Origin of the sequence: Streptomyces sp. Ncost-T10-10d (assembly GCF_900091955.1) — a bacterium.
Lineage (GTDB): Bacteria > Actinomycetota > Actinomycetes > Streptomycetales > Streptomycetaceae > Streptomyces.
In genome coordinates this window covers 18,884-44,964 of the sequence record NZ_FMDF01000182.1, presented here as the reverse complement: position 1 = coordinate 44,964, position 26,081 = coordinate 18,884, and the positions used below count along the sequence as shown (strand labels likewise).

General features: G+C 69.6%; 28 protein-coding genes and 1 pseudogene. 14 read left to right on the top strand and 15 right to left on the bottom strand.

Annotation, left to right across the window (positions count from 1 at the left end):
* Positions 1 to 102: 102 nt before the first annotated feature.
* Both GA0115254_RS32770 and miaA read right to left on the bottom strand, forming a co-directional pair.
* Positions 103 to 540: a hypothetical protein gene (locus GA0115254_RS32770; RefSeq protein WP_093898901.1), complete on the bottom strand. Its 438-nt coding sequence runs from the start codon at positions 538 to 540 to the stop codon at positions 103 to 105.
* Between the two features lie 107 nt (positions 541 to 647).
* On the bottom strand, positions 648 to 1,586 hold the full coding sequence (gene miaA / locus GA0115254_RS32765) for a tRNA (adenosine(37)-N6)-dimethylallyltransferase MiaA (protein WP_093898900.1): 939 nt from the start codon (positions 1,584 to 1,586) through the stop codon (positions 648 to 650).
* Between the two features lie 296 nt (positions 1,587 to 1,882).
* Between miaA and GA0115254_RS32760 the strand changes: the two genes are divergently transcribed.
* The gene (locus GA0115254_RS32760) at positions 1,883 to 2,179 is read left to right on the top strand and encodes an antitoxin (RefSeq protein ID WP_093898899.1); all 297 of its coding nucleotides are present in this window, start codon (positions 1,883 to 1,885) and stop codon (positions 2,177 to 2,179) included.
* Positions 2,180 to 2,271: 92 nt separating this feature from the next.
* On the opposite strand, the gene GA0115254_RS32755 is transcribed toward GA0115254_RS32760, so the two are convergent.
* A complete protein-coding gene (locus GA0115254_RS32755; protein ID WP_093898898.1) occupies positions 2,272 to 2,982 on the bottom strand; it encodes a class III extradiol dioxygenase subunit B-like domain-containing protein in 711 nt (236 codons plus the stop codon).
* 68 nt (positions 2,983 to 3,050) lie between these two features.
* Positions 3,051 to 4,544 carry a tRNA (N6-isopentenyl adenosine(37)-C2)-methylthiotransferase MiaB gene (gene miaB / locus GA0115254_RS32750; RefSeq protein ID WP_093898897.1) on the bottom strand — a complete coding sequence of 498 codons (1,494 nt, stop codon included), beginning with the start codon at positions 4,542 to 4,544 and terminating at the stop codon, positions 3,051 to 3,053.
* A 181-nt stretch (positions 4,545 to 4,725) separates the two neighbouring features.
* Between miaB and GA0115254_RS32745 the strand changes: the two genes are divergently transcribed.
* A complete protein-coding gene (locus GA0115254_RS32745) occupies positions 4,726 to 5,724 on the top strand; it encodes a TAXI family TRAP transporter solute-binding subunit (RefSeq protein ID WP_093898896.1) in 999 nt (332 codons plus the stop codon).
* Positions 5,725 to 5,780: 56 nt separating this feature from the next.
* On the opposite strand, the gene GA0115254_RS32740 is transcribed toward GA0115254_RS32745, so the two are convergent.
* Positions 5,781 to 7,175 (bottom strand): sensor histidine kinase, encoded by a 1,395-nt coding sequence (locus GA0115254_RS32740; protein WP_093898895.1) that lies wholly within the window; start codon positions 7,173 to 7,175, stop codon positions 5,781 to 5,783.
* 15 nt (positions 7,176 to 7,190) lie between these two features.
* Complete coding sequence (locus tag GA0115254_RS32735; RefSeq protein ID WP_093898894.1) at positions 7,191 to 7,883, bottom strand: response regulator transcription factor; 693 nt, start codon at positions 7,881 to 7,883, stop codon at positions 7,191 to 7,193.
* 353 nt (positions 7,884 to 8,236) lie between these two features.
* Here GA0115254_RS32735 and GA0115254_RS32730 point away from each other — a divergent pair, with 353 nt between their 5' ends.
* The 8 genes from GA0115254_RS32730 (at position 8,237) to GA0115254_RS32700 (ending at position 14,548) form a co-directional block, all read left to right on the top strand.
* Positions 8,237 to 9,022 carry an amino acid ABC transporter ATP-binding protein gene (locus tag GA0115254_RS32730; protein WP_093898893.1) on the top strand — a complete coding sequence of 262 codons (786 nt, stop codon included), beginning with the start codon at positions 8,237 to 8,239 and terminating at the stop codon, positions 9,020 to 9,022.
* A gap of 69 nt (positions 9,023 to 9,091) precedes the next feature.
* Positions 9,092 to 9,937, top strand: a complete 846-nt coding sequence (locus GA0115254_RS32725; protein WP_093898892.1) for a glutamate ABC transporter substrate-binding protein — start codon at positions 9,092 to 9,094, stop codon at positions 9,935 to 9,937.
* A gap of 75 nt (positions 9,938 to 10,012) precedes the next feature.
* The gene (locus GA0115254_RS32720) at positions 10,013 to 10,678 is read left to right on the top strand and encodes an amino acid ABC transporter permease (RefSeq protein WP_093898891.1); all 666 of its coding nucleotides are present in this window, start codon (positions 10,013 to 10,015) and stop codon (positions 10,676 to 10,678) included.
* The gene (locus GA0115254_RS32715; RefSeq protein ID WP_093898890.1) at positions 10,675 to 11,574 is read left to right on the top strand and encodes an amino acid ABC transporter permease; all 900 of its coding nucleotides are present in this window, start codon (positions 10,675 to 10,677) and stop codon (positions 11,572 to 11,574) included. The genes GA0115254_RS32720 and GA0115254_RS32715 overlap by 4 nt, the downstream gene beginning before the upstream one ends.
* A gap of 212 nt (positions 11,575 to 11,786) precedes the next feature.
* The gene (locus GA0115254_RS32710) at positions 11,787 to 13,400 is read left to right on the top strand and encodes an FAD-dependent monooxygenase (protein WP_093898889.1); all 1,614 of its coding nucleotides are present in this window, start codon (positions 11,787 to 11,789) and stop codon (positions 13,398 to 13,400) included.
* Between the two features lie 32 nt (positions 13,401 to 13,432).
* Positions 13,433 to 13,519, top strand: a complete 87-nt coding sequence (locus tag GA0115254_RS47945) for a putative leader peptide (RefSeq protein WP_311605579.1) — start codon at positions 13,433 to 13,435, stop codon at positions 13,517 to 13,519.
* 103 nt (positions 13,520 to 13,622) lie between these two features.
* Positions 13,623 to 14,144: a cupin domain-containing protein gene (locus GA0115254_RS32705; protein WP_093898888.1), complete on the top strand. Its 522-nt coding sequence runs from the start codon at positions 13,623 to 13,625 to the stop codon at positions 14,142 to 14,144.
* Positions 14,141 to 14,548, top strand: coding sequence for a rhodanese-like domain-containing protein (locus GA0115254_RS32700; protein WP_093898887.1), 408 nt, complete (start codon positions 14,141 to 14,143; stop codon positions 14,546 to 14,548). Before GA0115254_RS32705 ends, GA0115254_RS32700 begins: the two co-directional genes overlap by 4 nt.
* Before the next feature lie 109 nt (positions 14,549 to 14,657).
* Here GA0115254_RS32700 and GA0115254_RS32695 read toward each other — a convergent pair whose 3' ends face one another.
* Together GA0115254_RS32695 and GA0115254_RS32690 are read right to left on the bottom strand one after the other, a co-directional pair.
* The gene (locus GA0115254_RS32695) at positions 14,658 to 17,213 is read right to left on the bottom strand and encodes an FtsX-like permease family protein (RefSeq protein ID WP_093898886.1); all 2,556 of its coding nucleotides are present in this window, start codon (positions 17,211 to 17,213) and stop codon (positions 14,658 to 14,660) included.
* Complete coding sequence (locus GA0115254_RS32690) at positions 17,210 to 17,431, bottom strand: hypothetical protein (RefSeq protein ID WP_093898885.1); 222 nt, start codon at positions 17,429 to 17,431, stop codon at positions 17,210 to 17,212. The genes GA0115254_RS32695 and GA0115254_RS32690 overlap by 4 nt, the downstream gene beginning before the upstream one ends.
* Positions 17,432 to 17,635: 204 nt before the next feature.
* Here GA0115254_RS32690 and GA0115254_RS32685 point away from each other — a divergent pair, with 204 nt between their 5' ends.
* Positions 17,636 to 18,274 carry a DUF6197 family protein gene (locus tag GA0115254_RS32685; RefSeq protein WP_093898884.1) on the top strand — a complete coding sequence of 213 codons (639 nt, stop codon included), beginning with the start codon at positions 17,636 to 17,638 and terminating at the stop codon, positions 18,272 to 18,274.
* A gap of 34 nt (positions 18,275 to 18,308) precedes the next feature.
* Here the strand turns inward: GA0115254_RS32685 and recX are convergent, their stop codons facing one another.
* Entirely contained in the window at positions 18,309 to 19,034 is a 726-nt protein-coding gene (gene recX, locus GA0115254_RS32680; RefSeq protein WP_093898883.1) for a recombination regulator RecX, read from the bottom strand.
* A gap of 3 nt (positions 19,035 to 19,037) precedes the next feature.
* Entirely contained in the window at positions 19,038 to 20,165 is a 1,128-nt protein-coding gene (gene recA / locus GA0115254_RS32675; protein WP_093898882.1) for a recombinase RecA, read from the bottom strand.
* A gap of 291 nt (positions 20,166 to 20,456) precedes the next feature.
* On the opposite strand from recA, the pseudogene GA0115254_RS46800 reads away from it, so the two are divergent.
* Positions 20,457 to 20,688, top strand: a pseudogene (locus tag GA0115254_RS46800) (short-chain dehydrogenase); the annotation flags it as partial.
* 213 nt (positions 20,689 to 20,901) lie between these two features.
* On the opposite strand, the gene GA0115254_RS32665 reads toward GA0115254_RS46800, so the two are convergent.
* A complete protein-coding gene (locus tag GA0115254_RS32665; RefSeq protein ID WP_093898881.1) occupies positions 20,902 to 22,068 on the bottom strand; it encodes an AI-2E family transporter in 1,167 nt (388 codons plus the stop codon).
* A gap of 172 nt (positions 22,069 to 22,240) precedes the next feature.
* Complete coding sequence (locus tag GA0115254_RS32660) at positions 22,241 to 22,435, bottom strand: DUF3046 domain-containing protein (protein WP_093898880.1); 195 nt, start codon at positions 22,433 to 22,435, stop codon at positions 22,241 to 22,243.
* Positions 22,436 to 22,514: 79 nt separating this feature from the next.
* Here GA0115254_RS32660 and GA0115254_RS32655 point away from each other — a divergent pair, with 79 nt between their 5' ends.
* Both GA0115254_RS32655 and GA0115254_RS32650 read left to right on the top strand, forming a co-directional pair.
* Positions 22,515 to 23,429, top strand: coding sequence for a hypothetical protein (locus GA0115254_RS32655; RefSeq protein WP_093898879.1), 915 nt, complete (start codon positions 22,515 to 22,517; stop codon positions 23,427 to 23,429).
* 200 nt (positions 23,430 to 23,629) lie between these two features.
* Positions 23,630 to 24,007, top strand: coding sequence for a hypothetical protein (locus GA0115254_RS32650; RefSeq protein WP_093898878.1), 378 nt, complete (start codon positions 23,630 to 23,632; stop codon positions 24,005 to 24,007).
* A gap of 62 nt (positions 24,008 to 24,069) precedes the next feature.
* Here GA0115254_RS32650 and GA0115254_RS32645 read toward each other — a convergent pair whose 3' ends face one another.
* Genes GA0115254_RS32645 through GA0115254_RS32635 form a run of 3 tightly spaced genes read right to left on the bottom strand, consistent with a single transcriptional unit; the run spans position 24,070 to position 26,070 of the window.
* A complete protein-coding gene (locus tag GA0115254_RS32645; protein ID WP_093898877.1) occupies positions 24,070 to 24,387 on the bottom strand; it encodes an AzlD domain-containing protein in 318 nt (105 codons plus the stop codon).
* Positions 24,384 to 25,187, bottom strand: a complete 804-nt coding sequence (locus GA0115254_RS32640) for an AzlC family ABC transporter permease (RefSeq protein ID WP_256102895.1) — start codon at positions 25,185 to 25,187, stop codon at positions 24,384 to 24,386. The genes GA0115254_RS32645 and GA0115254_RS32640 overlap by 4 nt, the downstream gene beginning before the upstream one ends.
* Before the next feature lie 10 nt (positions 25,188 to 25,197).
* Positions 25,198 to 26,070 (bottom strand): helix-turn-helix transcriptional regulator, encoded by an 873-nt coding sequence (locus GA0115254_RS32635; RefSeq protein WP_093898876.1) that lies wholly within the window; start codon positions 26,068 to 26,070, stop codon positions 25,198 to 25,200.
* Positions 26,071 to 26,081: the final 11 nt, after the last annotated feature.

Sequence of the window (26,081 nt, the reverse complement as noted above, 5' to 3'; positions counted from 1 at the left end):
ACGAGGTGGCACCGACAGCCGACGAAACCGGACCGGGCGCACCGGCCAGGGGACGGGCAGCACAGGAAGCCGGACGTCACGCCTGGAGAGCCGCCGCGTCCGTCAGCGGAGCCGTGCCACGCGCCAGACGGCCAGTGCGACCAGTGCGGCGCACACGGCGACGTACAGCGCGATCACACGCCAGTCGGATCGCTCGCCCGAGCCCCGCTGCGGCAGCCCGGGCCAGGTGTAACCCACGCGGCGGGCGGCCATCATGCCCCAGCCCGCGGCGCAACAGCTGATCAGCAGGCCCAGCATGGCGACGACCGCGCCGCCGTCGCCGAACTCGAAGGCCAGCGGGAACGCGAACATCAGCGATCCCACGGCGGCGAGCATGACGATCGGTGCGAGCTGCCAGATGCGCAGACGCCGCGCGGGCCGCAGCTCGACCTCGACCTCGGGGGTCACCTCGAGCTCATCGGGCCCGTCGGGGCTCAAGCGTCCTGCCTCGTGCAGCGCGTCCGGTGCGTCTTGTTCTGTGTCGCGAGGGCCGGCCTCCATCGCCACGCGCCCTCCCAACTCGGACTCCACTGGTCGATCGATGCTCGATGATGGCACGCTCCCGGTCACCGAAATGACGGGCAGGGCTTCCCGATGCCATCACGTGATCAGGCTGTAACCGCTCGTTCGACCAACGCCAGCGCCTGGTGCGGGAGTTCCCCGCGGTGCTCGGCGGCGCCATTCAGCCAGTGGACGCGCGGGTCGCGGCGGAACCATGAGTCCTGACGGCGCGCGAATCGTTTGGTGGCGCGTACGGTCTCGGCGCGCGCCTCGTCCTCGGTGCACTCCTGGGCCAGCGCGGCAAGCACCTGCTGGTAGCCGAGCGCCCTGGACGCGGTCCGTCCCTCGCGCAGACCGTGCGCCTCCAGGGCGCGCACCTCGTCCACGAGTCCGGCCGTCCACATCCGGTCGACCCGCAGCGCGATGCGTTCGTCGAGCTCGGGGCGGGCCACGTCGACGCCGATCTGGACGGTGTCGTACACCGCATCGTTACCGGGGAGATTGGCGGTGAAGGGCTTGCCGGTGATCTCGATGACTTCGAGGGCCCTGACGATTCGGCGGCCGTTGCTCGGCAGGATGGCCCGGCCCGCTTCGGGATCGGCGGCCGCGAGCCGGGCGTGCAGTGCCCCGGAGCCGCGCTCGATCAGTTCCTCCTCCAGCCTGGCCCGTACGCCGGGATCCGTGCCGGGGAACTCCAGGGCGTCGATGGTGCCCTTCACATAGAGCCCCGAGCCGCCGACCAGGACGGGGGTACGGCCTGCGGCGAGCAGTCGGTCGATCTCGGCGCGGGCCAGCCGCTGGTACTCGGCGACGCTGGCGGTCTCGGTGACGTCCCAGATGTCCAGCAGGTGGTGCGGAACGTTTCCGCGTTCGGAGAGCGTCAGCTTCGCAGTGCCGATATCCATCCCCCGGTAGAGCTGCATGGAGTCGGCATTGACCACTTCGCCGTCGAGCTGCTGGGCAAGGAATACCCCCAGATCGGACTTTCCGGCTGCAGTGGGACCGACGACGGTGATGACCCGCGGTGCGGGAGCTGAACTTCTCACCGCCCCAGTCTCGCAAACCTCCGGCCCTCTTCCGGAACGAGTCGGGTGACCGGCTCCGAACGGGGGTCGTCTGCCGTTCCGGTCACAAGCCTCCGGCGCCGGCCCCGGGGCAGGGCGAGTAGCCGGGTGCGACGCTTCGAGCAGCGCGGATCTTCGCCCGTACCAGTAGAATTCGTTAGTGAATACGGGCGTTTTTTCACGGTTTGCCGTTCCCTCGCAGGGCCGCCTGATGAGGCCGTCGGCAGCAAGGTCGGAGAGGACGCCCGACCCTAGTCCCCCAGCAGGGAAGGTGCCCGATGGGCTTCCTGGACAATTTGAAGGCCAAGCTGAGCCCCGCCAAGGACAAGGTCGGCGATCTCGCGCATCAGCACGGGCACAAGATCGACCAAGGGCTCGACAAGGCCGCACGGACGGTCGACCAAAAGACCAAGGGCAAGTACAGCGACAAGATCGAGTCCGGCACGAAAAAGGCCAAGGATGCGGTCGAGCGCCTGTCCCACAAGCACGACGAGGGTGGTACCAAGCACGACGAAGGCGGAACGCCGCCGGGTACGCCGGGCGGAACGCCGCCGACTACGCCGCCCGCTTCCTGAACATCAACTGATCAAGCCCGACGGACGGCCGTGGAGCGACGACGCTGCACGGCCGTCGGCCGTATCTGCTCGGGCAAGGATATGGGCGGGGCTCAGGACCAGGTGGCGACCAGGTAGCCCACGCCGTACGGGGCGTCCTCGTACAGCAGCTGTCCGCCCAGGCCCGCCCCCTCGGCCGCGCCCGCGAGCACCTGCCAGGGCGCACGGCCCGCCGCTTTCAGCTCGTACGCCAGCGACTCGTCCAGCGCGATCAGCGCGTCGGGGTCCGCCGTGCCCAGCGCATGGGCGGCCGCCGCATCGAATGCCTCGGCTCGGTCGTCCAGATAGCCGGGGGCCTTGAGCGTGCGGCAGGCGCTGCCGTCGCCCATCACCAGCAGGGCCACCCGGTCCGCCCTGGCGGCCAGGTCCCGTCCGGTGCTGGTGCAGCGACCGGTTTCGAGCGGCTCCCCCACGCCGAGCCCTTCGACCGGTGCCTCGGCCCATTGCGCGCGGGCGAGCAGCCAGGCACCGACGGCGAGGGACGGCGGAAGCCGGCGGTGGGCCACCGCCTTTTCGCGCCCCAGCCGTACACCGAGGTCGACGCCGAAGCCCTTGAAGGTACCGGTGGCCCCCTCGGGATGCGGGCCACGCCCCGCGTGGTCCGCGGGCCCGATCACGATCAGGAGATCGGGCCGGGCGGCGGTGAGCACGCCGAGGGCATCGGCGCAGGCGTCCCGCAGGGTGTCGAGCTCGGGCGCGGCACCGGCGGCGACCTCGGGTACCAGCAGGGGCGGGCAGGGGCAGACTGCGGCGGCGACAAGCATGGTGGGCAGCGTACTGCTTGGGTGCGATGCGCCCGTCGGCCACCGCCGCCGTCTGCTTCCTGCTGGTGTCAGTCGCAGCCGCAGCCGGGGGCCGCGGCGGCCGGCAGCGGCGCCGGGGCGCCGATACCCGGCAACCCGAGCATCACTCCGGCGGGCTTGGCGGCCTCTGTGGTGGTGCGCTTCTCCCAGGCGTCCCCGGCCCGGGTTCGCCGTACGCCCACCGGAACGCCCTCGGCGAGGAGGTGGTGCGGGGCCGCGTAGGTGATCTCGACGGTCACCACATCGCCCGGACGCACTTCCTCGTCCGGCTTGGTGAAGTGGACCAGCCGGTTGTCGGGGGCGCGTCCGGAGAGGCGGTGGGTGGCGCCGTCCTTGCGGCCCTCGCCCTCCGCAACCATGATCTCCAGCGTTCGGCCGACCTGCTTCTTGTTCTCCTCCCAGGAGATCTCCTCCTGGAGGGCGGACAGGCGCATGTACCGCTCCTGGACAACCTCTTTGGGGATCTGCCCCTCCATCTCGGCAGCCGGGGTTCCGGGGCGCTTGGAGTACTGGAAGGTGAAGGCGTTGGCGAAGCGCGCCTCGCGGACCGCGTGCATGGTCTGCTCGAAGTCCTCCTCGGTCTCGCCGGGGAAGCCCACGATGATGTCGGTGGAGATGGCGGCGTCCGGCATCGCGGCGCGCACCTTCTCGATGATGCCGAGGAAGCGCTCCTGACGGTACGAGCGCCGCATCGCCTTGAGGATCGTGTCCGAGCCCGACTGCATCGGCATGTGCAGCTGAGGCATCACATTGGGCGTCTCGGCCATCGCCGCGATCACGTCGTCCGTGAAGTCGCGGGGATGGGGCGAGGTGAAACGGACCCGCTCCAGGCCCTCGATCTTCCCGCAGGCGCGCAGCAGCTTGGAGAAGGCCTCGCGGTCGCCGATGTCGGAACCGTACGCGTTCACGTTCTGGCCGAGCAGGGTGATCTCCGAGACGCCCTCGGCGACCAGTGCCTCGATCTCGGCGAGGATGTCGCCGGTGCGGCGGTCCTTCTCCTTGCCGCGCAGCGCGGGGACGATGCAGAAGGTGCAGGTGTTGTTGCAGCCGACGGAGATGGAGACCCACGCCGCGTAGGCGGACTCGCGGCGGGTGGGGAGCGTGGAGGGGAATGCCTCCAGGGATTCGGCGATCTCGATCTGCGCCTCTTCCTGGATACGGGCGCGCTCCAGCAGCACCGGCAGCTTGCCGATGTTGTGCGTACCGAAGACGACATCCACCCAGGGAGCCCGCTCGACGATGGTGTCGCGGTCCTTCTGCGCCAGGCAGCCGCCGACGGCGATCTGCATACCGGGCCGCTTGGTCTTCATCGGGGCGAGCCGGCCGAGATTGCCGTAGAGCTTGTTGTCGGCGTTCTCCCGCACCGCGCAGGTGTTGAAGACGACGACGTCGGCGTCGCCGTCGGAGCCCTCGGCGGCACGTACGTAACCCGCGTCCTCCAGCAGCCCCGACAGCCGCTCGGAGTCATGGACGTTCATCTGGCACCCGTAGGTGCGCACCTCGTACGTCTTCAAACCGTCCACTACTCCACCAGCCACGTCGTTGCCGCTCACCCGTCCAGGGTAAGGGCTCCGATCGGGCCGCAATGATGCATACCTCTCCGGCCGGGCTCACGGCCCCTGCGTCCGGCTGCGGGGACCAAGGCTCCGGACCACCGGGGCCCGGCCCTGGTCATCGCCCGGGCGGGCTGGCAGGATCGCCGCCATGCTCCAGGCACTGTCCCGTATCGGCTGGCGCCGCACCCTTCAGGCGTGCGCCGCCCTCGCCGTCGTGCTCGGGCTGCTGCTGTGGTGGCTGCTCCCGCTCGGGGAACCGGCGCCGAGCGGCACGCTGACCTTCAGTACCGGCGTACGCAGCGGGGTCTACCAGCGCTACGGCGAGCGGCTCAAGGGGGACCTGGCCACGGATCTGCCCCAGGTGTCGATACGGCTGCAGACCAGTGAGGGATCGCAGCAGAACATCACGCGGGTGGCGACCGGGAAGGCCGACTTCACCATCGCCACCACCGATGCCCTCGCCACCTATCTGCGCAGCGGCAAGCCCGGCGCCGACCGGCTGCGGGGCTGTGTGCGGCTGTACGACGATTACATCCAGCTGGTCGTGCCCCGGGACTCGAAGGTGCGGAAGGTCTCGGACCTGATCGGCAAGCGCGTCGGGGTGGGGCAGCCGGGTTCGGGCGTACGGCTGGTCGCCGACCGGCTGATGACGGCCGCCGGTCTCGATCCCGCGAACGATGTGACACCGGTTCCCGACGGTATCGACACCATGCCGAAGCAGTTGGAGAACGGCCTGCTCGATGCCTTCTTCTGGTCCGGCGGACTGCCCACCTCCGCCGTGCAGGAGCTGTCGGACCGGTTCGCGATCCGGCTGGTGCCGCTGGAGGCCCCGCTGATCAAGGAGCTTCAGGCCGTGGGGGGGTCCGCCCGCTACTACCGGTCGGCCGTGATGCCCGCCGACGCCTATCGCAATGCGCAGCAGGGGCAGGCGGTGCCGACGGTGGCGGTCGCCAATGTGCTGGTGACCACGGACCGTACGGATCCGGCGATGACCGAGGCTTTCACCCGGACCGTAATCGACAGCCGGGACCGGATCGGGCGCGAGGTGCACGCGGCCCAGCTGGTGGATCTGCGTACGGCGATCTACACCGATCCGCTGCTGCTGCACGAAGGGGCCAAGCGCTACTACCGCTCGGTCAAGCCCTGATTCCCGGCACCGCTCGGCCGGCCCGGTCCCCGAGCCGGGCCCTCTCCCGTCCGCGCTCAGCCCTGCGGGCCCTGGCGTGGCACCGACACCGTCACCCGCAGCCCGTGCGGCTCATGGGCGGCGTAGCCGATGGAGCCGCCGCCCGCCACCAGGAGGGCCTGGGAGATGGAGAGCCCCAGGCCGGAACCCTTCACGTTCTGATGCTGGGCGCTGCGCCAGAAGCGGTCGCCGATGCGCTCCATCTCCTGCGCGGTGAGGCCCGGTCCGTGGTCGGCGACGACGACCGTGACGTCGTCGCGGCCGGAGGCGACCGTGACGAGGACCTCTTCGTCGGCAGGGGTGAATTTCAGGGCGTTGTCGATGATGGCGTCGAGGGCGCTCGACAGGGCGATGGGGTCCGCCCAGGCCGTCACGGCGGTTGAGCCGTCCGTCCTGAGCCGTACTCCCTTCTCCTCTGCGACCGGCCGCCAGGAAGCGACGCGTTCCGCGGTGAGTGCGCCTATGTCCGTGAGCTGCAGATCGGCATCGGCGTGTTCGGCCAGCGCCAGGTCGAGCAGGTCGTCGAGAACCTGCCCGAGGCGCTTGCCCTCCGTGCGCACGGAGGCGATCTCCTCGTTGCCCTCGGGGAGTTCGAGCGCGAGGAGTTCGATCCGCAGCAGCAGCGCGGCAAGGGGGTTGCGCAACTGGTGCGAGGCGTCGGCGACGAAGGCACGCTGCTGCTCCAGCACATCCTCGACGTTGTCGGCCATCTCGTTGAACGAGCGGGCCAGGCGCCTCAGTTCCGGCGGCCCCCCGGAGGCCGCGACCCGGGATCTCATCCGGCCGCTGGCGATGTCGTGGGTGGCCGCGTCCAGAGTCCGTACGGGCAGCAGTACCCAGCCGGTGAGTCGGATCGCGGCGCCGACCGCCACCAGCATCGCGACGACTTCGCCGGCCGCGATGAGCAACCAGCCACGCAGCGTGCGTGCGCGCATTTCGGAGGTGGGCGAGTCGATGACCACGACGGCGACGACATCGCCGTCCCGTACGACGGGTGAGGCGACGACGACCCTGCCCCGCTGCCAGGGCCAGACCTGCGGCGGATCGTGGCTGCGACGCCCCAGGAGCGCCTCTTTGAAGGCCTCTCTCCCCTCCCCCTCGATCGGGAGCTGCCAGGTGGTCGGGGCCTTCGCCATGGCATTGTCGTCGCGGTAGAAGACGCCGGCCCGGATGCCGTACACCGATGCGTAGGTGTCGAGTTCGCTCCGCAGGGTGCGGCGCCTCTCGTCGTAACCGGGGGTTCGCTCGGCGATGAACTGGGCGAGCGCGGCGAAGCGTGCCGTGTCGTCGATGCGGTCGATGACGACGCGTTGCTGCTGGGCGCCGGCCACGCTGACGGCCAGCGGGAAGCCGAGGGCGAGCAGCACGCTCGCCATGAGAATGATGAGCAGGGGAAGCAGCCGGGTGCGCACCTGGGACGTACGCCTCTACGCGGACGGGGCGACGAGGCGGTAGCCGACCCCGCGCACCGTCTCGATCAGTGCGGGCAGCCGCAGTTTGGAACGCAGGGACGCGACGTGCACTTCGAGCGTGCGCCCCGTTCCCTCCCAGCTCGTGCGCCACACCTCACTGATGATCTGCTCCCGCCGGAAGACCACACCGGGGCGCTGGGCGAGCAGCGCGAGCAGGTCGAACTCCTTGCGGGTGAGCTGGACTTCCGATCCGTCGACGCTGACCCGGCGGGTCGGCAGCTCGATGTGGACATGCCCGAGGCGCAGAGCGGCGACGGGTGTGGGAACGGTGTCCTCGCCGGCCGATTTGCGCCTGCTGACGGCGTGGATACGGGCGAGGAGCTCGCCGGTGTCGTACGGCTTGACCACGTAGTCGTCGGCCCCGAGGTTGAGGCCGTGGATCCGCGACCGGACATCGGCGCGCGCGGTCACCATGATCACCGGGGTGGCGGTGCGCTTGCGGATCTTCCCGCACACCTCGTAGCCGTCCTGGTCGGGCAGGCCGAGGTCGAGGAGCACGACACCGAAGGGCTCCGTGTCCGCGGGCAGCAGCGCCTGCAGCGCCTCCTCGCCGCTGCGCGCGTGCACGACCTGGAAGCCGTGCCGGGCGAGGATCGCGGAGAGGGCGGCCGCGACATGGTTGTCGTCCTCGACGAGCAGCAGTCTCATGGGCCCCCCTTTCCAAAGGTGCGGCGCGGCGTTCTTCGGTCGGTGCGGCGCCGGTACGTGTCAGTGCGGTTTCTCGTACGCCTCTCGTCACTTCCCCGTACCAAGGTGTTTCACGTCATGGCGTACCAGGGCATCCACTCCGATGACCGGTACGTCAGTCAAGGGCCCGCCCACTGCATCGAGCCATCTGTTATCCACCCGGTACGCCCCGGAGGCTCGCCGGCCGTCCCCTTCACACGGAGTGTCCGGTTGCCGCCGGATCGTTATGCTCAATTTCCGCTCAGATGTAATGACGCTGGTCGCACTGCGTCACTAGGGTCCTTCCCAACCGAGGAGGACGGAGCAAGAAGCCGATGAGCGGAGTTTCAGTGACCAAGGGCGCCGAGGACGCCGCACCTGCGGCGAACGACCTTGTCGTACTGAGCAACGTCAACAAGCATTTCGGCGCGCTGCATGTGCTCCAGGACATCGACCTGACCATCGCCCGTGGCGAGGTCGTGGTCGTCATCGGGCCCTCCGGGTCCGGGAAGTCCACGCTGTGCCGCACGATCAACCGCTTGGAGACGATCGACTCGGGCGCCATATCGATCGACGGCAAGCCGCTGCCCGAGGAGGGCAGGGGGCTGGCCAGGCTGCGCGCCGACGTCGGCATGGTCTTCCAGTCGTTCAATCTCTTCGCGCACAAGACGGTGCTCGAAAACGTGATGCTGGGCCAGCTCAAGGTCCGCAGGACGGACAAGAAGGCGGCCGAGGACAAGGCCCGTTCGCTGCTGGACCGGGTGGGCGTGGCGACGCAGGCCGACAAGTACCCCGCCCAGCTCTCCGGCGGTCAGCAGCAACGCGTGGCCATCGCAAGGGCGTTGGCGATGGACCCGAAGGTGATCCTCTTCGACGAGCCGACATCGGCGCTCGACCCGGAGATGATCAACGAGGTGCTGGAGGTCATGCAGCAGCTCGCCCGGGACGGCATGACGATGGTCGTCGTCACCCATGAGATGGGCTTCGCGCGCTCGGCCGCGAACCGCGTCGTCTTCATGGCCGACGGAAAGATCGTCGAAGAGGCCACGCCCGACCAGTTCTTCAGCAACCCGCGCAGCGACCGGGCCAAGGACTTCCTGTCGAAGATCCTTCACCACTGATTGATCCTGCACCGCCGGTACCCGGACCGGCCGATCACTCACATCGCGTCAACTCTAGGGAATCTCACCATGCAGCTTCGTAAGGTCACCGCCGCCTCGGCCGCCGTGCTCGCCCTCGCCCTGACCGCCACCGCCTGTGGTTCCGACAAGAAGGACGGCGGCTCGGACAGTGCGGGCGGCGGCAAGAAGATCACGATCGGCATCAAGATCGACCAGCCGGGCATCGGCCTGAAGACCCCCGACGGCAAGTACACCGGCTTCGACGTCGATGTCGCCACGTACGTCGCCAAGGAACTCGGCTACGACGCCAAGGACATCGTCTTCAAGGAGACCAAGAGCGCCGACCGCGAGACGGCGATCGAGCGCGGTGACGTGAAGTTCATCGCCGCCTCCTACTCGATCAACGACGAGCGGCAGCAGAAGGTCGACTTCGCGGGTCCGTACCTGCTGGCGCACCAGGACATCCTCGTCCGCGCCGACGACGACTCGATCAAGTCCGCGGCCGACCTGAACAGCAAGAAGCTGTGTTCGGTCACCGGCTCCACCTCGGCGAAGAACGTCAAGGACAAGCTGGCCCCGAAGGCGCAGCTCCAGGAGTACGGCGGCTACTCGGAGTGCCTGACCGGCCTGGAGAACAAGGTCATCGACGCACTGACCACGGACGACAGCATCCTGGCGGGCTACGCCTCGCAGCAGAACTTCCAGGGCAAGTTCAAGCTGGCCGGCTTCAAGATGACCAACGAGAACTACGGCATCGGCCTGAAGAAGGGCGACGCCGACCTCAAGAAGAAGATCAACGACGCGCTCACCAAGATGGTCTCGGACGGTTCCTGGGACAAGGCCGTGAAGGCCAACTTCGGCCCGGCGAACTACAAGAACGAGCTCGCCCCGAAGATCGGCAACATCGTCAAGTGAAGCAGGGCTGACCGGGCGCGCCGTCCGTGAACGGCGGCGCGCCGTGCCCTCCTACACGCGGAAGCGCGGGAGATCGTGTTCGACTTTCTTGAAGGTTACGACCTGTTGGGGGCCTTCTGGGTAACGGTGCAGCTCACCGTCTACTCCGCCCTCGGCTCCCTGATATGGGGAACGCTGCTGGCCGGCATGAAGGTCAGCCCGGTCCCCCTGATGCGCGGCTTCGCCACCGCGTACGTGAACGTGGTCCGGAACATTCCGCTGACCGTGATCATGGTGTTCTCGTCGCTGGGCCTCTTCCAGACGCTGGATATCAAGCTCGGCGCCAGCGATTTCACGGACATCAACTTCCGGCTCGCGGTGCTCGCCCTGGCCGCCTACACCGCCGCCTTCGTGTGCGAGGCGCTGCGCTCCGGCATCAACACCGTCCCGGTCGGCCAGGCGGAGGCGGCACGTGCCCTCGGGCTGAGCTTCACCCAGGTGCTGTGCCTGATCATCCTCCCGCAGGCGTTCCGCGCGGTCGTCAACCCGCTGTCGAACGTGCTGATCGCGCTGACGAAGAACACCACGGTCGCCTCCGCGATCGGGGTCGCCGAAGCCTCGTACCTGATGAAGGGCATGATCGAGGCCGAGGCCCAGCTGATCCTGATCTCTGCGGTCTTCGCGTTCGGCTTCATCGTTCTGACCCTCCCGACCGGCCTGATCCTCGGCTGGGTGAGCAAGAAGGTGGCGGTGAAGCGATGAGTTCCGTCCTCTACGACGCCCAAGGACCGCGCGCCAAACGGCGCAACATCCTGTACACGGTGCTGTTCGTGTTGTGTGCCGCAGCCGTGGTGTGGTGGGTGTACAAGGGCCTGACCGAGAAGCACCAGCTCGACTGGATCAAGTGGGAGCCCTTCTTCACCAGCTCCCAGCCCTGGGTGACGTACATCTGGCCGGGTCTCCAGAACACGCTCAAGGCGGCCTTCTTCGCCCTGATCATCGCGCTGCCGCTCGGAGCGCTCTTCGGCATCGGTCGGCTCTCCGACCACCGGTGGGTACGGGTGCCGGCCGGTGTGGTCGTGGAGTTCTTCCGCGCCATCCCCGTGCTGATCCTGATGATCATCGCTAACGCGGTGTACTCGGAGTACACGAACATCAGCACCGACGACCGTCCGCTGTATGCCGTGGTGACCGGTCTGGTGCTGTACAACGCCTCCGTGCTCGCCGAGATCGTGCGAGCCGGTATCCACACCCTTCCGAAGGGCCAGGGAGAGGCTGCCAAGGCGCTCGGCATGCGCAAGGGCCAGACCATGGTGTTCGTGCTGCTGCCGCAGGCGGTGACGGCGATGCTGCCGGCGATCGTCAGCCAGCTCGTCGTCATCGTGAAGGACACCGCGCTCGGTGGTGCCGTGATGACCTTCCCCGAGCTGCTGGCCTCGGTCCGGCCGATGGCTGCGAACTACGGTGCGAACACCATCGCGTGCTTCACCATCGTCGCCCTGATCTACCTCCTGGTGAACTTCGCGCTCACCTCGTTCGCGAGCTGGCTGGAGCGGTGGCTCCGGCGCAACAAGAAGAACAAGGGCACCGCACCCGGGGGCGCACCCGAGACCATCGGTACGCCGTCGCTCGTCGTCGACGACGGACGCGCCGTCTGACGGCTCGTCGAAATACGTCCCCGAGGGGCGGTGGCGCATCTGCCACCGCCCCTCGCCGCGTTCCGGTGTCGCTTGACGCAAGCACCGGCAGTAGGTTGCATACGTTCTGTGATCGCGCACCGAGCCCCCGCCGCCGCCACACCACCCCCGCCCCCTACGCCCGTTTCACTCCTTTCGCCTGCATTGCCTGCACGGATTCGAGGAGCCTCGTCGTGGACCCGGTGATCGTCGTCGGCGCCGGGCCCGTCGGTCTGGCGCTGTCGCTCGCCCTCGCGGCGCAAGGCGTTCCCTCCGTCCTGCTCGACGAGGACCCAGGCAAGGACGAGACCCGCCCCGCCCGGACGGTGGTGCTGCGCGAGGACACCGCGGCCCTGGTGGAACGGCTCGGCTGCAAGGCGCTCCGGCACGAGGGCATGCGGTGGTCCGGCTGGCGGTCCATGCGGCGAAGGCAGCTGGTGCGTGAGCTGCCGCTCGGAGAGGACTCCCCCGAGGGCGATCCGTCACCGGCCCCCATCCATCTGCCGCAGCACATCCTGACCCGCGGGCTGCGGGACGCGGTGGCCGCACAGGAGCTGGTGCAGGTGGCTCCGTACAGCCGGATCGACACACTCGAGCAGGACCCGGCCGGGGTCACGGTGCACACCAGGGAGCCCAACGCGACCTGGTGGCACGGGAGTTATCTGGTGGGCTGCGACGGCGCCAGGTCCACCGTGCGCAAGCTCCTCGACATCCGCTTCCCCGGTCGGACGGCGGTGGAGCGGCATGCCGTCGCGGCGCTGCGCGCCGAACTCCCCTGGCCCGGACAGGCCGTGCTGCACCGACTGCCGCCGTGGCGCACCGGCGGCGCCGAGGTGACCGCGCGGCCGCTGCCGGACGGCGCCTGGCGGCTGGACTGGCTGCTTCCGCCGCGTGGCGAGCTCGTCACCCCGGACGCCCTGATCACCCGGGTCCGGGACACCCTGGCGGGCTGGTGCGGCGAGACACCGCCGTACGAACTGCTGGACACGGGCGTGTACACGCTGCACCACCGGCTCGCCCTGCGCTGGCGGGTCGACCGGGCCTTCCTGGCCGGGGATGCCGCCCATCTGCTGGGCGCACTGGGCACCCAGGGGCTCGACGAGGGGCTGCGGGACGCCGAGAACCTGGCCTGGAAGCTGGCCCAGGCCTGGCACCACGGCGCCTCCGACGTACTGCTCGACAGCTACCAGGCGGAGCGCCGGGCCGCGGTCGCCGCACGGCTGCGCGCCGCAGACCAGTCGCTGCCGATACTGCGCGGCGGCGGAGGTCTGCGGACCCTGGTACCGGGGAGCGCACGGGGGCACGATTCACTGCTCACCGACGGACATCTGGGGTGCGGCCCCCTCGGTGCGCCCCCTTCGTACTCGCACTCGCCCCTTGCGCCCGCACACGCCGAAGCGCACACATCTGTCGGTACGCCCCCCGGTGCGCCGGTCACCGATGTACGGGTGACGGCACCCGACGGCACGACCGTGCGGCTGCGCGAGCGGCTGGGGCAGGGCCATCTGCTGGTGGTCCTGGTGGCGCCCGGAACCGGGGTGTGGGACCGGCGGCACTGGATGTCCGCGGGCGTCATGCCCCGCCTCGTCGCGGCTGTCGACGCGCTGCCGATGAAGGGCGAACTGCTGGTGACCGAGAACTATCCGGGGGCGTCGGCGCACACCGTGCTGCTGATCAGGCCGGACGGTCACCTGGTGGCGTCGTTCGGCGGGGTACGGCCCCGTGAGCTCTTCGCGGCGGCGGACGCAATGCGCGGCGGCGCGGCACCCACCTCAGTACGCTCCGACCGGACAGCGGACATCAATTGACCATCGCAGGCGCACATGGTGTACTCCGAAACGTGACCGACACCGATGTGCGCCTGTGGCGGAGGGTCCATATGGACCTCGTCCGCTATGCGGGCTGTGTGTGTCGCCCGTCCTGCTGAATCGCCTCCTCCTGCCGCGCCGTGCGCTCTGTCGTGCGGGCGTGCCTCCGCGCGAACCCTCAGGACGGTCTCTGTGTCTGCTCCTACGCCACCCCCTGTACGCATGCCCTCCCCCGCCGCCCACGGTGCTACCGGTCCGACGGCCGCAGAGCTGCTCGATTTCGTCCGCGCGGTCGCCGCCGACGCCGAGATCGTCGCCTCGCTCCCCCTCGATCCCGAGGGCCGCACCTGGGTCCAGCTGGAAGGACCGGGTGGCAGTGAGGCGTGGCTGATCGGCTGGCCGCCGGGTACCGGCACCGGCTGGCACGACCACGCCGACTCGATCGGCGCCTTCACCACCGCAGTCGGCACCCTCAAGGAGCTGTCGCTCGCCGCCCGGCTGCCCACCGACGGCTGGAAGACCCTCGAACTCGCCGAGGGCATCGACCGTTCCCGGCAGTTGGCCACCGGCCAGGGCAGGGCATTCGGCCGCCACCACGTCCACGAGGTGCTGAACGAGTCCGGCATGGAGCACGCCGTCTCCGTCCATGCGTACTACCCGCCGCTGCCGCAGATCCGGCGCTACAGCCGTACCGGTGCGGTGCTCCGTCTTGAGCAGGTCGAACGGCCGGAGGACTGGCAGTGAGCGACGGCCGTCGGGGTGGTACGGAGCCGGTCGGGATCGACGAACTGCTGGAGCGGGTCCGGGCCGGGTTCGTCCGGGTCGGCCCGCAGGAGGCGGTCGCCGCCGCTGTGGACGGAGCGCTGCTCGTGGACATCCGTTACGCGGAGCTGCGGGAACGGGACGGGCTGATTCCGGGGGCGCTGGTCGTCGAGCGCAACGAGCTGGAGTGGCGGCTCGACCCACAGGGAAGCCATCGGGCTCCGGAGGCGGTGAGCCACGATCTCCACATCGTGGTGGTCTGCAACGAGGGCTATGCGTCGAGTCTCGCCGTCGCGTCCCTGCGGCAGCTGGGGCTGCACCGGGCGACCGATCTCATCGGCGGGTTCCAGGCGTGGCGTGCGGCGGGGCTTCCGGTCGAGACCTGACGGACGGCGCTGGGACGGGAGTGTCCAGCGGGAGGACGGCGACGGGGGCGGGCGGAGTCGGGCGGGGCGTCCCAGCCGCAGGACGCCGACGCCGGACCCCGTCGGAGGCTCACTGCCTGGATGTGGCTACCTCCACCGGGCGGACCCTGAGTGCCAGTCGGCCGGGCAGCGCCGTGGCGGTCAGTGCCAGCAGTGCGGCGGCGCCCACCACTGTCGCGTACACCAGCGGCAGAACCGCGGGCGCCGCGCTGCCGGTCATGCCGATGCTGAAGGCGGTCAGTACAGCCAGTGCGATACCGCTGCCGAGGGCAGCGCCGATCAGCAGGACCGACAGGGCCTCGATGCGGAGCATCCGCAGGACCTGACGCCGGGTCGCGCCGGCCAGCCTGAGCATGGCGAACTCCCTGATGCGCTCGGACACGGACATGGCAAGGGTGTTGACGACCGCGATGGCGGTGAACGCCAGGACCAGGCCCAGGGCGAGATGGTTGACCGCCGCATTCTCCTGCTGTCGGTCCGCCTGGAGCCGGTCGGCGGTCGCCGGGGCGAGTACGGAGACGCCGGGGAACTGCTCGAGTGCGGCGGCGAGTTCGTCACGGCCGCTGTCCCCGGCGACCAGGACCGTGGCGGCAAGAGAGTTGTCCATGTGACGGGCGAGCAGATCATGGGGCAGGGTCAGGTCGCCGAAGCCCAGGCCCCGGCTGTAGACGGCGGCAACGGTGAGGGTGGCGGGGGTGCCGTCGCCGAGGTGGAGTTTCAACTTGCTGCCGGGGTGGAGGCCGAGCCGGTCGGCAGCGAGTTCACTGATCGCGGCGGTGCCGGGGCCGGTGAACTCGGTGAGCGATCCGCTCGTCACGTCAGGGTCCCAGGTGCGGGCGAGTCCGGCCTGGGTGACGCCTTGGGCCTGGTACTTGTCGAGGCCGACGCGCACGGTGGTCCGTACGACCTCGGTGGCGGCCGTGACACCCGGCGTCCTACGGATGGTCTCGGCGGCCGCGGACGGGACACCCGGCCCCTGCGCGGCCAGTACCCAGGTGGCGCGGACGCCGTCGTGGGCCTGGGCGCGGGCGGCGTCGCCGAGCGTCGGCTGAACGAAGAGAACCGTGCAGGTCATCCCGATGAGCAGGGTGAGCGGGGTGACGACGGAGGCCATCCGGGTGGAGTTCCCGCGGATGTTCGCGGTCGCGAGCGGTCCCCCGGAACCCGCAAGTCGAAGTGGTCCCGCGAGCAGTACAGAAGCCAGTCGCACGAGGAACGGGCCCAGCAGTGATACGGCCGTGGCCGACACGACGACGGCCAGGAATGTGACGGGCGTCGCGGCGGCCTCGGTACGCAGGACGCTCAGTACGGCGATGAGCGCGGCGCCGCCCGCGAGCAGCACGAGACCCGCGACGATCCGGCCGCGGGCCGGGCCGCGCTCGACCGTGGACTCGGCCATGGCCTCGGCGGGACGGATACGGGCGATGCGCCGGCCGGAGATCCTCGCCGCCGCCCAGGCGCCGAGGAGAGTGACGGCCAGGGCTGCGCAGGCCGGGAAGATGCCTGCGGTGCGTTCCAGGGTCGCCGGGATCACACCCATGTCGATGAATCGACTGTGCAGCCATTCGGCGAGGGGCAGTCCGGCAAGCGCGCCCAGGACACCGGAAACGGCTCCGACGGCCAGGGCCTCACGGCCGAGGAGGCGGCGGACCTGACGCGGGGTGGCAGCGATGGCGCGAAGCAGGGCCAGTTCGCGGTGCCGCTGCTGGATGGAGAGCGCGAAGGTGCCGACCACGACCAGGATCGCGACCAGGAGGGACGTACCGCCCATGGCGCCGCCCATGGAGACCAGCTTGATACGGGCTCCCGCGGCGTCCAGGAACTCGACGGGCCCGCGGTCGTCACCGGTGGCGACCTGCGCGGTGGTACCCCTGAGCGCCTGTTCGACCTGCTGCTTCAGCCGGTTGAGGTCGGTGCCGGGCGCGGGCATCACGCCGAGGGCGCTGATCCGGCCGGGGCGGGCGGCAAGGCGCTCGGCCTCGGCAGTGGAGAAGAACAGTGAGGACTGCTGCCGGAGGTCGCTCCGGCCGGCCGGGGCCGCAATGCCACTGATGCGGTACGGGCGGGGGGTGCTGGTGGACTGGACGACGAGCCGGTCCCCGGGCTTCAGGCCCTTCTGTTCGGCGAGGCCGCGGTCGATCACCACATCGTCCTCGGAGGCGGGGGCGCGGCCTCGGACGAGAGCGAAGGGGGTGAGTGGGGCGGAGGCCCAGGAGTGGCCGTACGAGGGGTGGGCGGCGAGCTGGGACTGGGGCGCGGACCGAGTCACGGGCTGGGCCAGAAAGGTCAGCTCGGGAACGACCTTCCGTACGCCTTCCAGGTTGCTGATCCGGTCAGCGATGGCCGCGGGCAGCCAGGCGCGCTCGGCGACCGGCTTCGCCTTGTGTTTGACCTTGGTTTTTCCGTTGCCCTTGTGCTTGACGGTGGTGCGGTGGACGTTCTGGTCGGCGGAGACCAAGAGCGGCGCGGCGGCATAGCGTTCGGTGGCGATCCTTCCGCCCAGGCCGGTCTCCAACAGCGTGCCGCAGGCGGTGATGAGGGCGGCGGCACACATGAGGGCCAGGAAGGCACCGAGGAATCCGCCCCTACGGTCCCGGATCGTCTGCAGGGCATAGCGCAGCATCATGGTGCGTCCGTCTCTTTTCTGTTGTTGTCCGCCTGGGTCACGGCCGGGCCCAGGATCCCGTTCGGGTCCGGGTCGTTTCCACGCCGGAGCTGCTCGAAGAGGGCGAGGTCGGCGCGTAGAACCAGTGCACGCGGGTGGTGGCTGGTGGCGTGCGCGGCGTGTGTGTCGTGCGCGGCGTGTGTGTCGTGCGCGGCTGCTATCGGTGGCTTCTCTGCCATGCGTCACACAGTGCTCTGTGTACAGATGTCCGTGCATTGGAGCGCGCCTGCGTCTTCGTGCTGGGGCTACCCCCCGCGTGCCGTTCGCCGGTCCCCCGAATCCACCCCGGCACACCCGAACGCCACGCTCCGGTGGAGCAATCCCCGTACCCGACAGACATTCGCCTCAACGCCAAGGACCGATGTGACGGAGGCCTCGCATCCATGTCGACCCCCACCCTCACCCCCGACCAACTCGACGTTCAGGCCGCTCGCCTCCATGACACCGAGGCGTGGCAACAGATCGTCTCCGGCTGGGACCTCACCACCCCCGAACCCTTGCTCCCCTCCACCCCCGGCACCGCGGAACAACTGCCGGTCAGCCACCCGGCCGACTGGCGCGACCTGTTGTCCGTACCGGTCGACCAGCTCATTGCCGACTCCGCCCGTGCCCTGCCGGCGACCGCGCCGCGCGAACGGCCCCTCCCCGGGCGCCTGGGTGCGATCCTCCCCGACCGGATCCACTCCTGGCGGCGCATCGGGCAGCCCGAGGTACGTCCCTCCACCCATCTCGCCTACGCACGGCAGATCCTGACCGAGTGGGGCTGGCAGAACACCCCGTACAGGTTGCGCAACGTCCGCGGCGCGCGGTGCGTCTGCGGTGCCCTCCTCACCGCGCACCGCCTGGGCTACGGCTCCCGCGACACCGTGGACCGGGCCGGCGCCTGGCTCGTCGCCGAACTCCGCTCCCAGGGCTGGGCCGGGCTGATCGGCCCCTGGAACCGGCACCCTGGCCGCACCGCCGCAGATGCGCTCGCCCTGATCGACGCCACCATCAGCCGCGCCGCTCGCGCCGGGCAGTAATCACCACAACCGCCCCCGCCCGGTACGGGCCCGGTCAGAAGGGCTCGTCCAGGCCTTCCGTGTCCTCGCCCTCTTCTTCCAGCGCCTGCCGCACCACGCGCAGGGCCATGCCTTCCCCGTACCCCTTGCGGGCGAGCATGCCCGCAAGGCGGCGCAGCCGCTTGTCGCGGTCCAGGCCGCGAGTGGAGCGCAGCTTGCGCGCGACCAGCTCTCGGGCTGTCGCCTCCTCCTGCTCCGAGTCGAGCTGCCCGACAGCCTCGTCGATCACGGCGGAATCCACCCCCTTGGTGCGCAGCTCACGGACAAGTGCGCGGCGGGCCAGTCCTCTGCCGTGGTGCCGGGACTCCACCCAGGCGTCCGCGAACGCGGCATCGTCGATCAGCCCGACATCCTCGAAGCGCGACAGCACTTCTTCGGCCGCCTCATCCGGGATCTCCCGCTTGCGCAGGGCATCCGCAAGCTGCTTCCGGGTGCGCGGGGTCCCGGTGAGCAGCCGCAGACAGATGTTGCGCGCCTGCTCGACCGGGTCTCGCGGCTCCCCCTTCTCGGCCCTCGACGAGGAAGGGGAGCCGCTGCTCCTGGAGCGGGAGCGGGCACGGCGACCCGCCCCCTCACCGAATCCGGCGCCCGAGCCGGTGCCGTGGCCGGCCTCCGGCTCGTACGCGCCCTCGGACTCGGTCGTGTGTCCTGCGGCGAATTCGGGGCCGGGACCGGCGCCATGGTCGGTGGCGCTGACCGGCCACTCCGTACGACGCGTCACGGTCTAGCTCTTGGCCGCCGCGGTCTTGGCCGGCTTGGCCTTGCCGGCCGGAGCGGGCACCGACTTCGCGCTGTCGGCCGAAGCGGCGGCGCCGCCCGCCGTATCCGCACCGGGCTCGGCGGCGTTGGCATCGGGCCTGACGCCGACGCCCAGCTTCTCAAGGATCTTCTTCTCGATCTCATTGGCGAGATCGGGGTTGTCCTTGAGGAAGTTACGGGCGTTCTCCTTGCCCTGGCCGAGCTGGTCGCCCTCGTACGTGTACCAGGCGCCCGCCTTTCGGACGAAGCCGTGCTCCACGCCCATGTCGATCAGACCGCCCTCGCGGCTGATGCCCTGGCCGTAGAGGATGTCGAACTCGGCCTGCTTGAAGGGCGGCGCGACCTTGTTCTTCACAACCTTGACCCGGGTGCGGTTACCGACGGCGTCGGTACCGTCCTTCAGCGTCTCGATCCGGCGGATGTCGAGGCGCACCGAGGCGTAGAACTTGAGGGCCCGGCCACCGGTCGTGGTCTCCGGCGAGCCGAACATCACACCGATCTTCTCGCGGAGCTGGTTGATGAAGATCGCGGTGGTCTTGGACTGGTTGAGCGCGCTGGTGATCTTGCGGAGTGCCTGGCTCATCAGGCGGGCCTGCAGACCCACGTGCGAGTCGCCCATCTCGCCCTCGATCTCCGCACGCGGCACGAGCGCCGCGACGGAGTCGATGACGATCAGGTCGAGGGCGCCGGAGCGGACCAGCATGTCCACGATTTCGAGGGCCTGCTCACCGTTGTCCGGCTGGGACAGGATGAGGCTGTCGATGTCGACGCCGAGCTTCTTCGCGTACTCGGGGTCGAGGGCGTGCTCCGCGTCGATGAAGGCCACCGAGCCGCCGAGCTTCTGCGCATTCGCCACCGCGTGCAGCGTCAGCGTCGTCTTACCGGAGGACTCCGGTCCGTACACCTCCACCACACGGCCGCGCGGCAGACCGCCGACGCCGAGGGCCACGTCGAGGGCAGTCGACCCGGTGGGGATCACCTCGATGGGCTCGTTCGGCCGCTCACCGAGGCGCATCACCGCGCCCTTGCCGAATTGCCGTTCAATCTGTGCGAGTGCGGCGTCCAGCGCCTTCTCGCGGTCGGTTCCTGCCATGGGTTCCACCCGATTTGCTTGAGTCGATCGCTTCACGTCAAAGACGCTAACCCCTGCCACTGACAATGGGCCTCGACGTCCTCCCGGCCTGTGGACAACTCCACGGTCGGGCCCGGGAAAACCCGGCCGGAATCCCATGAGAATGGATGTTCGATTTTGGTGTCAAGCACACCGCGGCGGACCGAACTGCCCCCAGCGTAGCGCCCTAGCACCCCACCCTCGGCGGAGTCAAGATCACCGATCGACACCATGCCGAATTCCTGCCACATAGGGACATAAGCGGCAGGAAAGGTGGCTCTGGTGGCGGGGGCGACGCGGGGTGCGGGCCTACGCGGCATCGCTGTTCCACTGGGTGCGACCGGAGCGACCGTCCACGTCACGGGGCGGGCGAGCGGGTCGCAGCGCTCGGAGATGAACCGCCCCGAGAGCATCAAGGAGACGGCTGCTCGTGGACGAGGCCGGCGGCCACGGAATCCCGGTTGGGGTGGACCATCCGATGCCCGAGGAGGTCGGCGCACTCGTGGCGTCCCATGGTGCGACCGTTTCATGCCCCTCACGCCCGGCCGGCTGCGGTCCGAAGCCGTGCTGGAGGCCCACGGTGTCACTGAGGCGAACTGGCGTGACGTGATCGCGCACTCTCCCGGCCCGATGCCTGGAGATATGCCACCGAGGTCCAGGCCCCCGGCCGGACGACGTAACGGGCTATCGCTGAGACCAGCCCCCGCCACCGAGCCGGTCAGGCACGTTCCGGATGCTCCCCGGCGCCGTCCTGTCCGCCCCGGCCCTCATTGCTCCCGGCAGTCCGCCAGGACCGGCGCAGTCGCATGAGTACCGGCTCACCTCGTTGCTGGTGACGGCCGTGCACCCGCGGGTCGTCCGTCACGTCGTACCGCTTCACGTAGGCGCCGAGGAACGCCTGGAGCGTGGCGACGGCCGGGATCGCGATCAACGCACCCACGGCCCCCATCAAGGCCGTGCCCACGATGACCGATCCGAACGCGACCGCCGGATGGATGTCGACGGTCCTGGAGGTGAGCTTGGGCTGCAGCGCATAGTTCTCGAACTGCTGGTAGACCACGACGAATCCGAGCACCCACAGCGCGTACCAGGGGTCGACGGTGAACGCGATCAGCATGGGCAGGGCGCCTGCCAGATACGTACCGATCGTGGGGATGAACTGGGAGACCAGTCCGACCCAGATGGCAAGCGCGGGCGCGTACGGAACACCGAGGATCACCAGCAGGATGTAGTGCGCGATCCCGGAGACGAGTGCCATCAGACCGCGCGAGTAGAGGTAGCCGCCGGTCTTGTCGACCGCGATCTCCCAGGCCCGCAGGACCTCGGCCTGCTTGGCGGGTGGCAGTACGGAGCACAGGGCGCGCCGCAGTCTGGGACCGTCGGCGGCGAAGTAGAACGAGAACAGGAAGATCGTCAGAAGACGGAACAGCCCGCCGAGCACGGTGGTGGAGATGTCGAGCACTCCGGTCGCGCTGTTCTGGACGTACTTCTGCAGCCAGTCGGAGTGCAGCACACTGTCCTGAACCTCGACCCGGGAGAGCTCGGTGTGGAAGCTCTGGTTGACCCAGTTGATCACCGAGTCCAGATACTTCGGGAACTCCTCGACCATGTCGACGATCTGGCCCGCGAGCATCGAGCCGAGCAGCACGACGAAACCGGCTGCCGCTATCAGCACGGCGAGGAAGACCAGGAAAGTGGCGAGGCCGCGACGCATGCCGCGCGACGACATCCGGCTCACCGCGGGCTCTATGGCGAGCGCCAGGAAGAACGCGATCAGCACATTGATCAGCAGCCCGATGAGCTGGTCGAACGCCCAGCTGCCGAGCTGGAAACAGGCGTAGAGCGCCAGGGCGAGCACCATGGCACGCGGCAGCCACGCGGGCATACGGTTCGGCCGGTAGCCGGACGGCGGGACCGGCGGGGCGGGCTGGGTGAGAGGCGTCTGGGTCTGGGCTGTCTCGTCTGTCGGTGACACGGCTCCAGTCTCGCCTACGGCTGTGACAAACAGCCCCCCGCCCCGGACAACATCACAGGTCCGGCCATTGACGAGCCGCCGATCAGCGCTTGTCGGCGGGGATGCCGACCGCGGTACAGACACCGCGCCAGACATCCTTGGCCTCCCAGCCCGCGGCCAGCGCCTGGTGCACCGTCTGCCCGTCGAGCTCGGCCATCACATGATCGCGCGCGAAGGAATCGGCGTATCCCGCGCCGAAGTGGTCCGCCATCCGTTCCCAGAAAATCGTCAACCGCATGACCTCAGTATCCCGCTCCTGAGAGTGCAGCCATGCCGCTACGTCTTGCCGAGAGCGCTTACCGCCCTACGGTCGGTCCATGGCTGGAACCGGAACAAGTCCCCTCAACCGTGCCGAGCAGTTCATCTGGCTCACGGCCCGTGTCCTAGAACAGCGGCGGTTCGCCCATCACTTCCTGAAAGGAAGTACGGAGGCCGTGGAGACCGCACTCGCCGCCTATCTGAATGAGGACGGCGGATACGGGAACGCACTCGAACCCGATCTGCGTGGCCCTGTCAGTCAGCCGCTGCACACCGCGCACGCACTCAACGTCCTCGACTCCATCGGCCGCTGCAGCGGGCTGCGAGTGGAGCGGATCTGCCGCTTCCTGACCGAGGTGTCCACCAAGGAGGGGGCGTTGCCCGCTCTCCTGCCATCGCAGCGCGGCTATCCGGCGGCGCCGTTCATCCCGGTCGTCGACGACCCGCTCGCGGCACTGTTGACCACCGGACCCGTCGTCGGGCTCCTGCACCGCAATGCGGTGTGGCATGCCTGGCTGTTCCGGGCCACCGATTTCTGCTGGGCGGCGGTCGACGCTCTGGAGCAGTCGCATCCGTACGAGATCGAGGCGGCGCTCGCCTTCCTCGACGGCGCTCCGGACCGGGCCCGTGCGGAGGCGGCGGCCGACCGGCTCGGGCGGCTGGTGCGCGAACAGCGGCTCGCCGTGCTGGATCCGGAGAGGAGCGCGGAGTACCCGGTGGCGGCCGGATACGCACCGGGCGAGCAGCACTTCCCGTACGACTACGCCCGTACACCCGATTCGCTCGCCCGCCGCTGGTTCACCGAGGAGGAGCTGGCCCGCTCGCTCGACCATCTTGCGGCCCAGCAGCAGACGGACGGCGGCTGGCCGGTGAACTGGCGGCAGTGGGCGCCTGGGACGGCTCTGGAGGGGCGGCCCATCGTGACGCTCAAGGCGCTCCTGACACTGCGGGCCCATGGGCGCAGCCTCGACTGAGAACGGTGGTCAAGACGGCGCAGCGGGCTCATGGCCCGGCCCCGTGCTCTGTGTGCAGTGCTCCGTGCCTCCGCGCACCCGAGTCGTGTCGCCGTGCATGTGCCGTCCGTATCGGTCAGCCGGCTGCGGACACGCCGTCGGCCCCGGCAACGGAGTTCTGCCAGGCTGCCCGTCGGCTCGGGGGCGGTCTCCTGATGTGCGTGGCCGGATTGTCGATCGCGGTGTTCGCCGGGGTGGATCCGGTGGGCGTGAAGATCGCGCTGATGGTGCTGACGAATGTGATCCTCACCGTCTCGCAGACGGCCGTCGCCCGGATCGCACCGGCCGGGCCGCGCGGAGTGGCGCTGGGCGCGCCGCCCTTCGTCTATGCACTCGCCGGGATTCTGTCGTCGCTCGTCACGGGCCGGATGGTGGATGCGGCGGCCTTTGTGCCCACGGGTTGCCTCTCGGCGTATCTGCTGATGGCGGGGCTGGTCGCGGTGGCCGGCGAGCTCGCCGTCCGCTTCCTCCGGCCGGAGAAGGACGCGGCACGGCCGGATGTGGCGGAGGCCGCGCCGATGGGCCTCGCAGTGCACTGAACGGGCGACAAGTACGCGGTAAGGGGTTCGGTCCCGTGAATCGAGCCCCTTACACGTGTGTCTCACCAAGGTGCCTGTCCGAGGGCACGTACCCCTGCAGTGACGACCACGGCGGCCCCTACGACCACGAGGAAGGGCGCGCGCAGAACCAGTGCGAGCGCCGCCGCGGCGAGCCCCGCGCCTCTGGCGTCCAGCGTCAGGTGCTGCCCGTCGCCGAACGTCTGCTGCGCGGTGAGGGCGGCCAGGAGCGCGACGGGCAGCAGCGCGGCGAGACGCTGCGCGAGCGGACGTTCCAGCACACCGGCAGGCACCAGCAGTCCGAGCAGTTTGGCGAGGTAGCAGCCGACGGCGGTCAGCGCGATGGCGATCCAGATGTTCATCGGTTCTCCTCCGCCGTGGCCGTGCCCCGGCTCTGTCCTTTCCGGCGTCCGCTCAGGAAGAGGACGGCAGGTGCGGCAAGCGCGGACAGCAGGACGGGGACGCCTGCGGGCAGTACGGGCAGCAGTCCGAGCGCGAGCAGAACCGCGAGTGCGGCGGTGATGCGTTCCGTCGTGCTTTTGAGCATCGGCGCGAGCAGGGCGAGGAAGACGGCGGGCGATGCCGCGTCCAGCCCCCAGGCGTCGGTGTCGCCGAGCGCCTCGGCGCCGAGGGCCCCCAACAGCGTGGTCAGGTTCCACAGCACATAGAGGGTGAGGCCGGTCACGGCGAAACCGATCCGTGCGGCTCGCCGGGTGGGCTGCGGCAGTGTCACGGCGGTCGTCTCGTCGATGACCCACTGGGCGGCGAAGGGACGGAGCGCGCGTGGAAGAGCGAGCAGCTGCGACAGCCGCAGGCCGTAGAACGAGTTGCGTACGCCGAGGAAGAAGGCCCCGGCAGCCGCGGTGTAGGGGTTGCCGCCCGCCGCGAGAGCACCCACGAGGGCGAACTGCGAGGCCCCGGTGAAGACGGCGAGGCTGAGCGCACAGGTCTGCAACAGGCTCAGTCCGGAACCGGCCGAGGTCACGCCGAAGGCGAAGCCGGAAAGTCCGACGGCTATGCCGACACCGAGCGCGTCGCGTACGACGGCCGAGTCCGACTTCGCCCCGACGGCGTCCGGCTGCGCCCCGGGGACGGTCGCGCTGTCGTGGGGTGCGCCGGCTGCCTCGCCGAAGTCTTCTGGGAGTGTCGTCTGTTCTGCCACGACCGGAACGCTACGTGGGCAGATCGCGACCGGTCTTGTACGTTCTTGCGCGTTCGCGCCGGTACGCGCCGGGTGGCACTCCCACGATCCGGGTGAAGTGACGGTTGAGATGCGGCTGATCGGTGAAGCCGACCTCGGCGGCCACCTGCGCAGGTGCACTCCCGGCGTCGAGCATCCGGCGCGCGGCCCGCACCCGGGCATCGGTGAGCCAGGTGTGCGGCGGCATCCCGTACTGCTTCTTGAAGGCCCTCAGCAGCGCGAACGGGCTGGTGCCGAGCTCCGCCGCCAGCGCCTCCAAGGTGGGCGGCTCCGCCATCCTGCACTCCAGCACGGCGCGGGCCCGCGCCGCGTCGCGTGCACCCGCCGAGCGGGGCACGCGCGCGGGCAGTGCGCTGCCGTGCAGGCTCAGCAGCCGCGCGACCATCACCCGCAGCACGGTGTCCGCGGCAAGGGCGTTGCCCTCCTCGGCAGCACGGTGGACCTCGCCGATCAGCCGGGCCGCGTACGGGTCCATGACGCTGGTCTCGGTGAAGCCGACCGTGCCGCGCAGACTCGTCGTATCGGCCGCGATGTCGTTGATCACCTGCGCGGACGGGTACAGCGTGGCGTACACCCAGCCCTCCGGAACACCCGCGCGGGCGGTGTGCGGCACCTCCGGATTGATCATGACTACGACGCCGGGGCCCGCGTGCACGACGGCGCCGCCGGGCAGCCCGACGTCTTCCACCCCTCGGGTGATGGTGCCGAAGACATAGCCCTCGTGGCTGTGGCGCGGGAAGGTGTGGCGCACGTACCGGGCACGCAGCAGATCGAGGTCGGGCAACTCCGCGTACTGCCAGTGCCTCGCCCACTCCCCCGGCCCCGACTCCGGTATTGCCGCCATGGACGAATTCT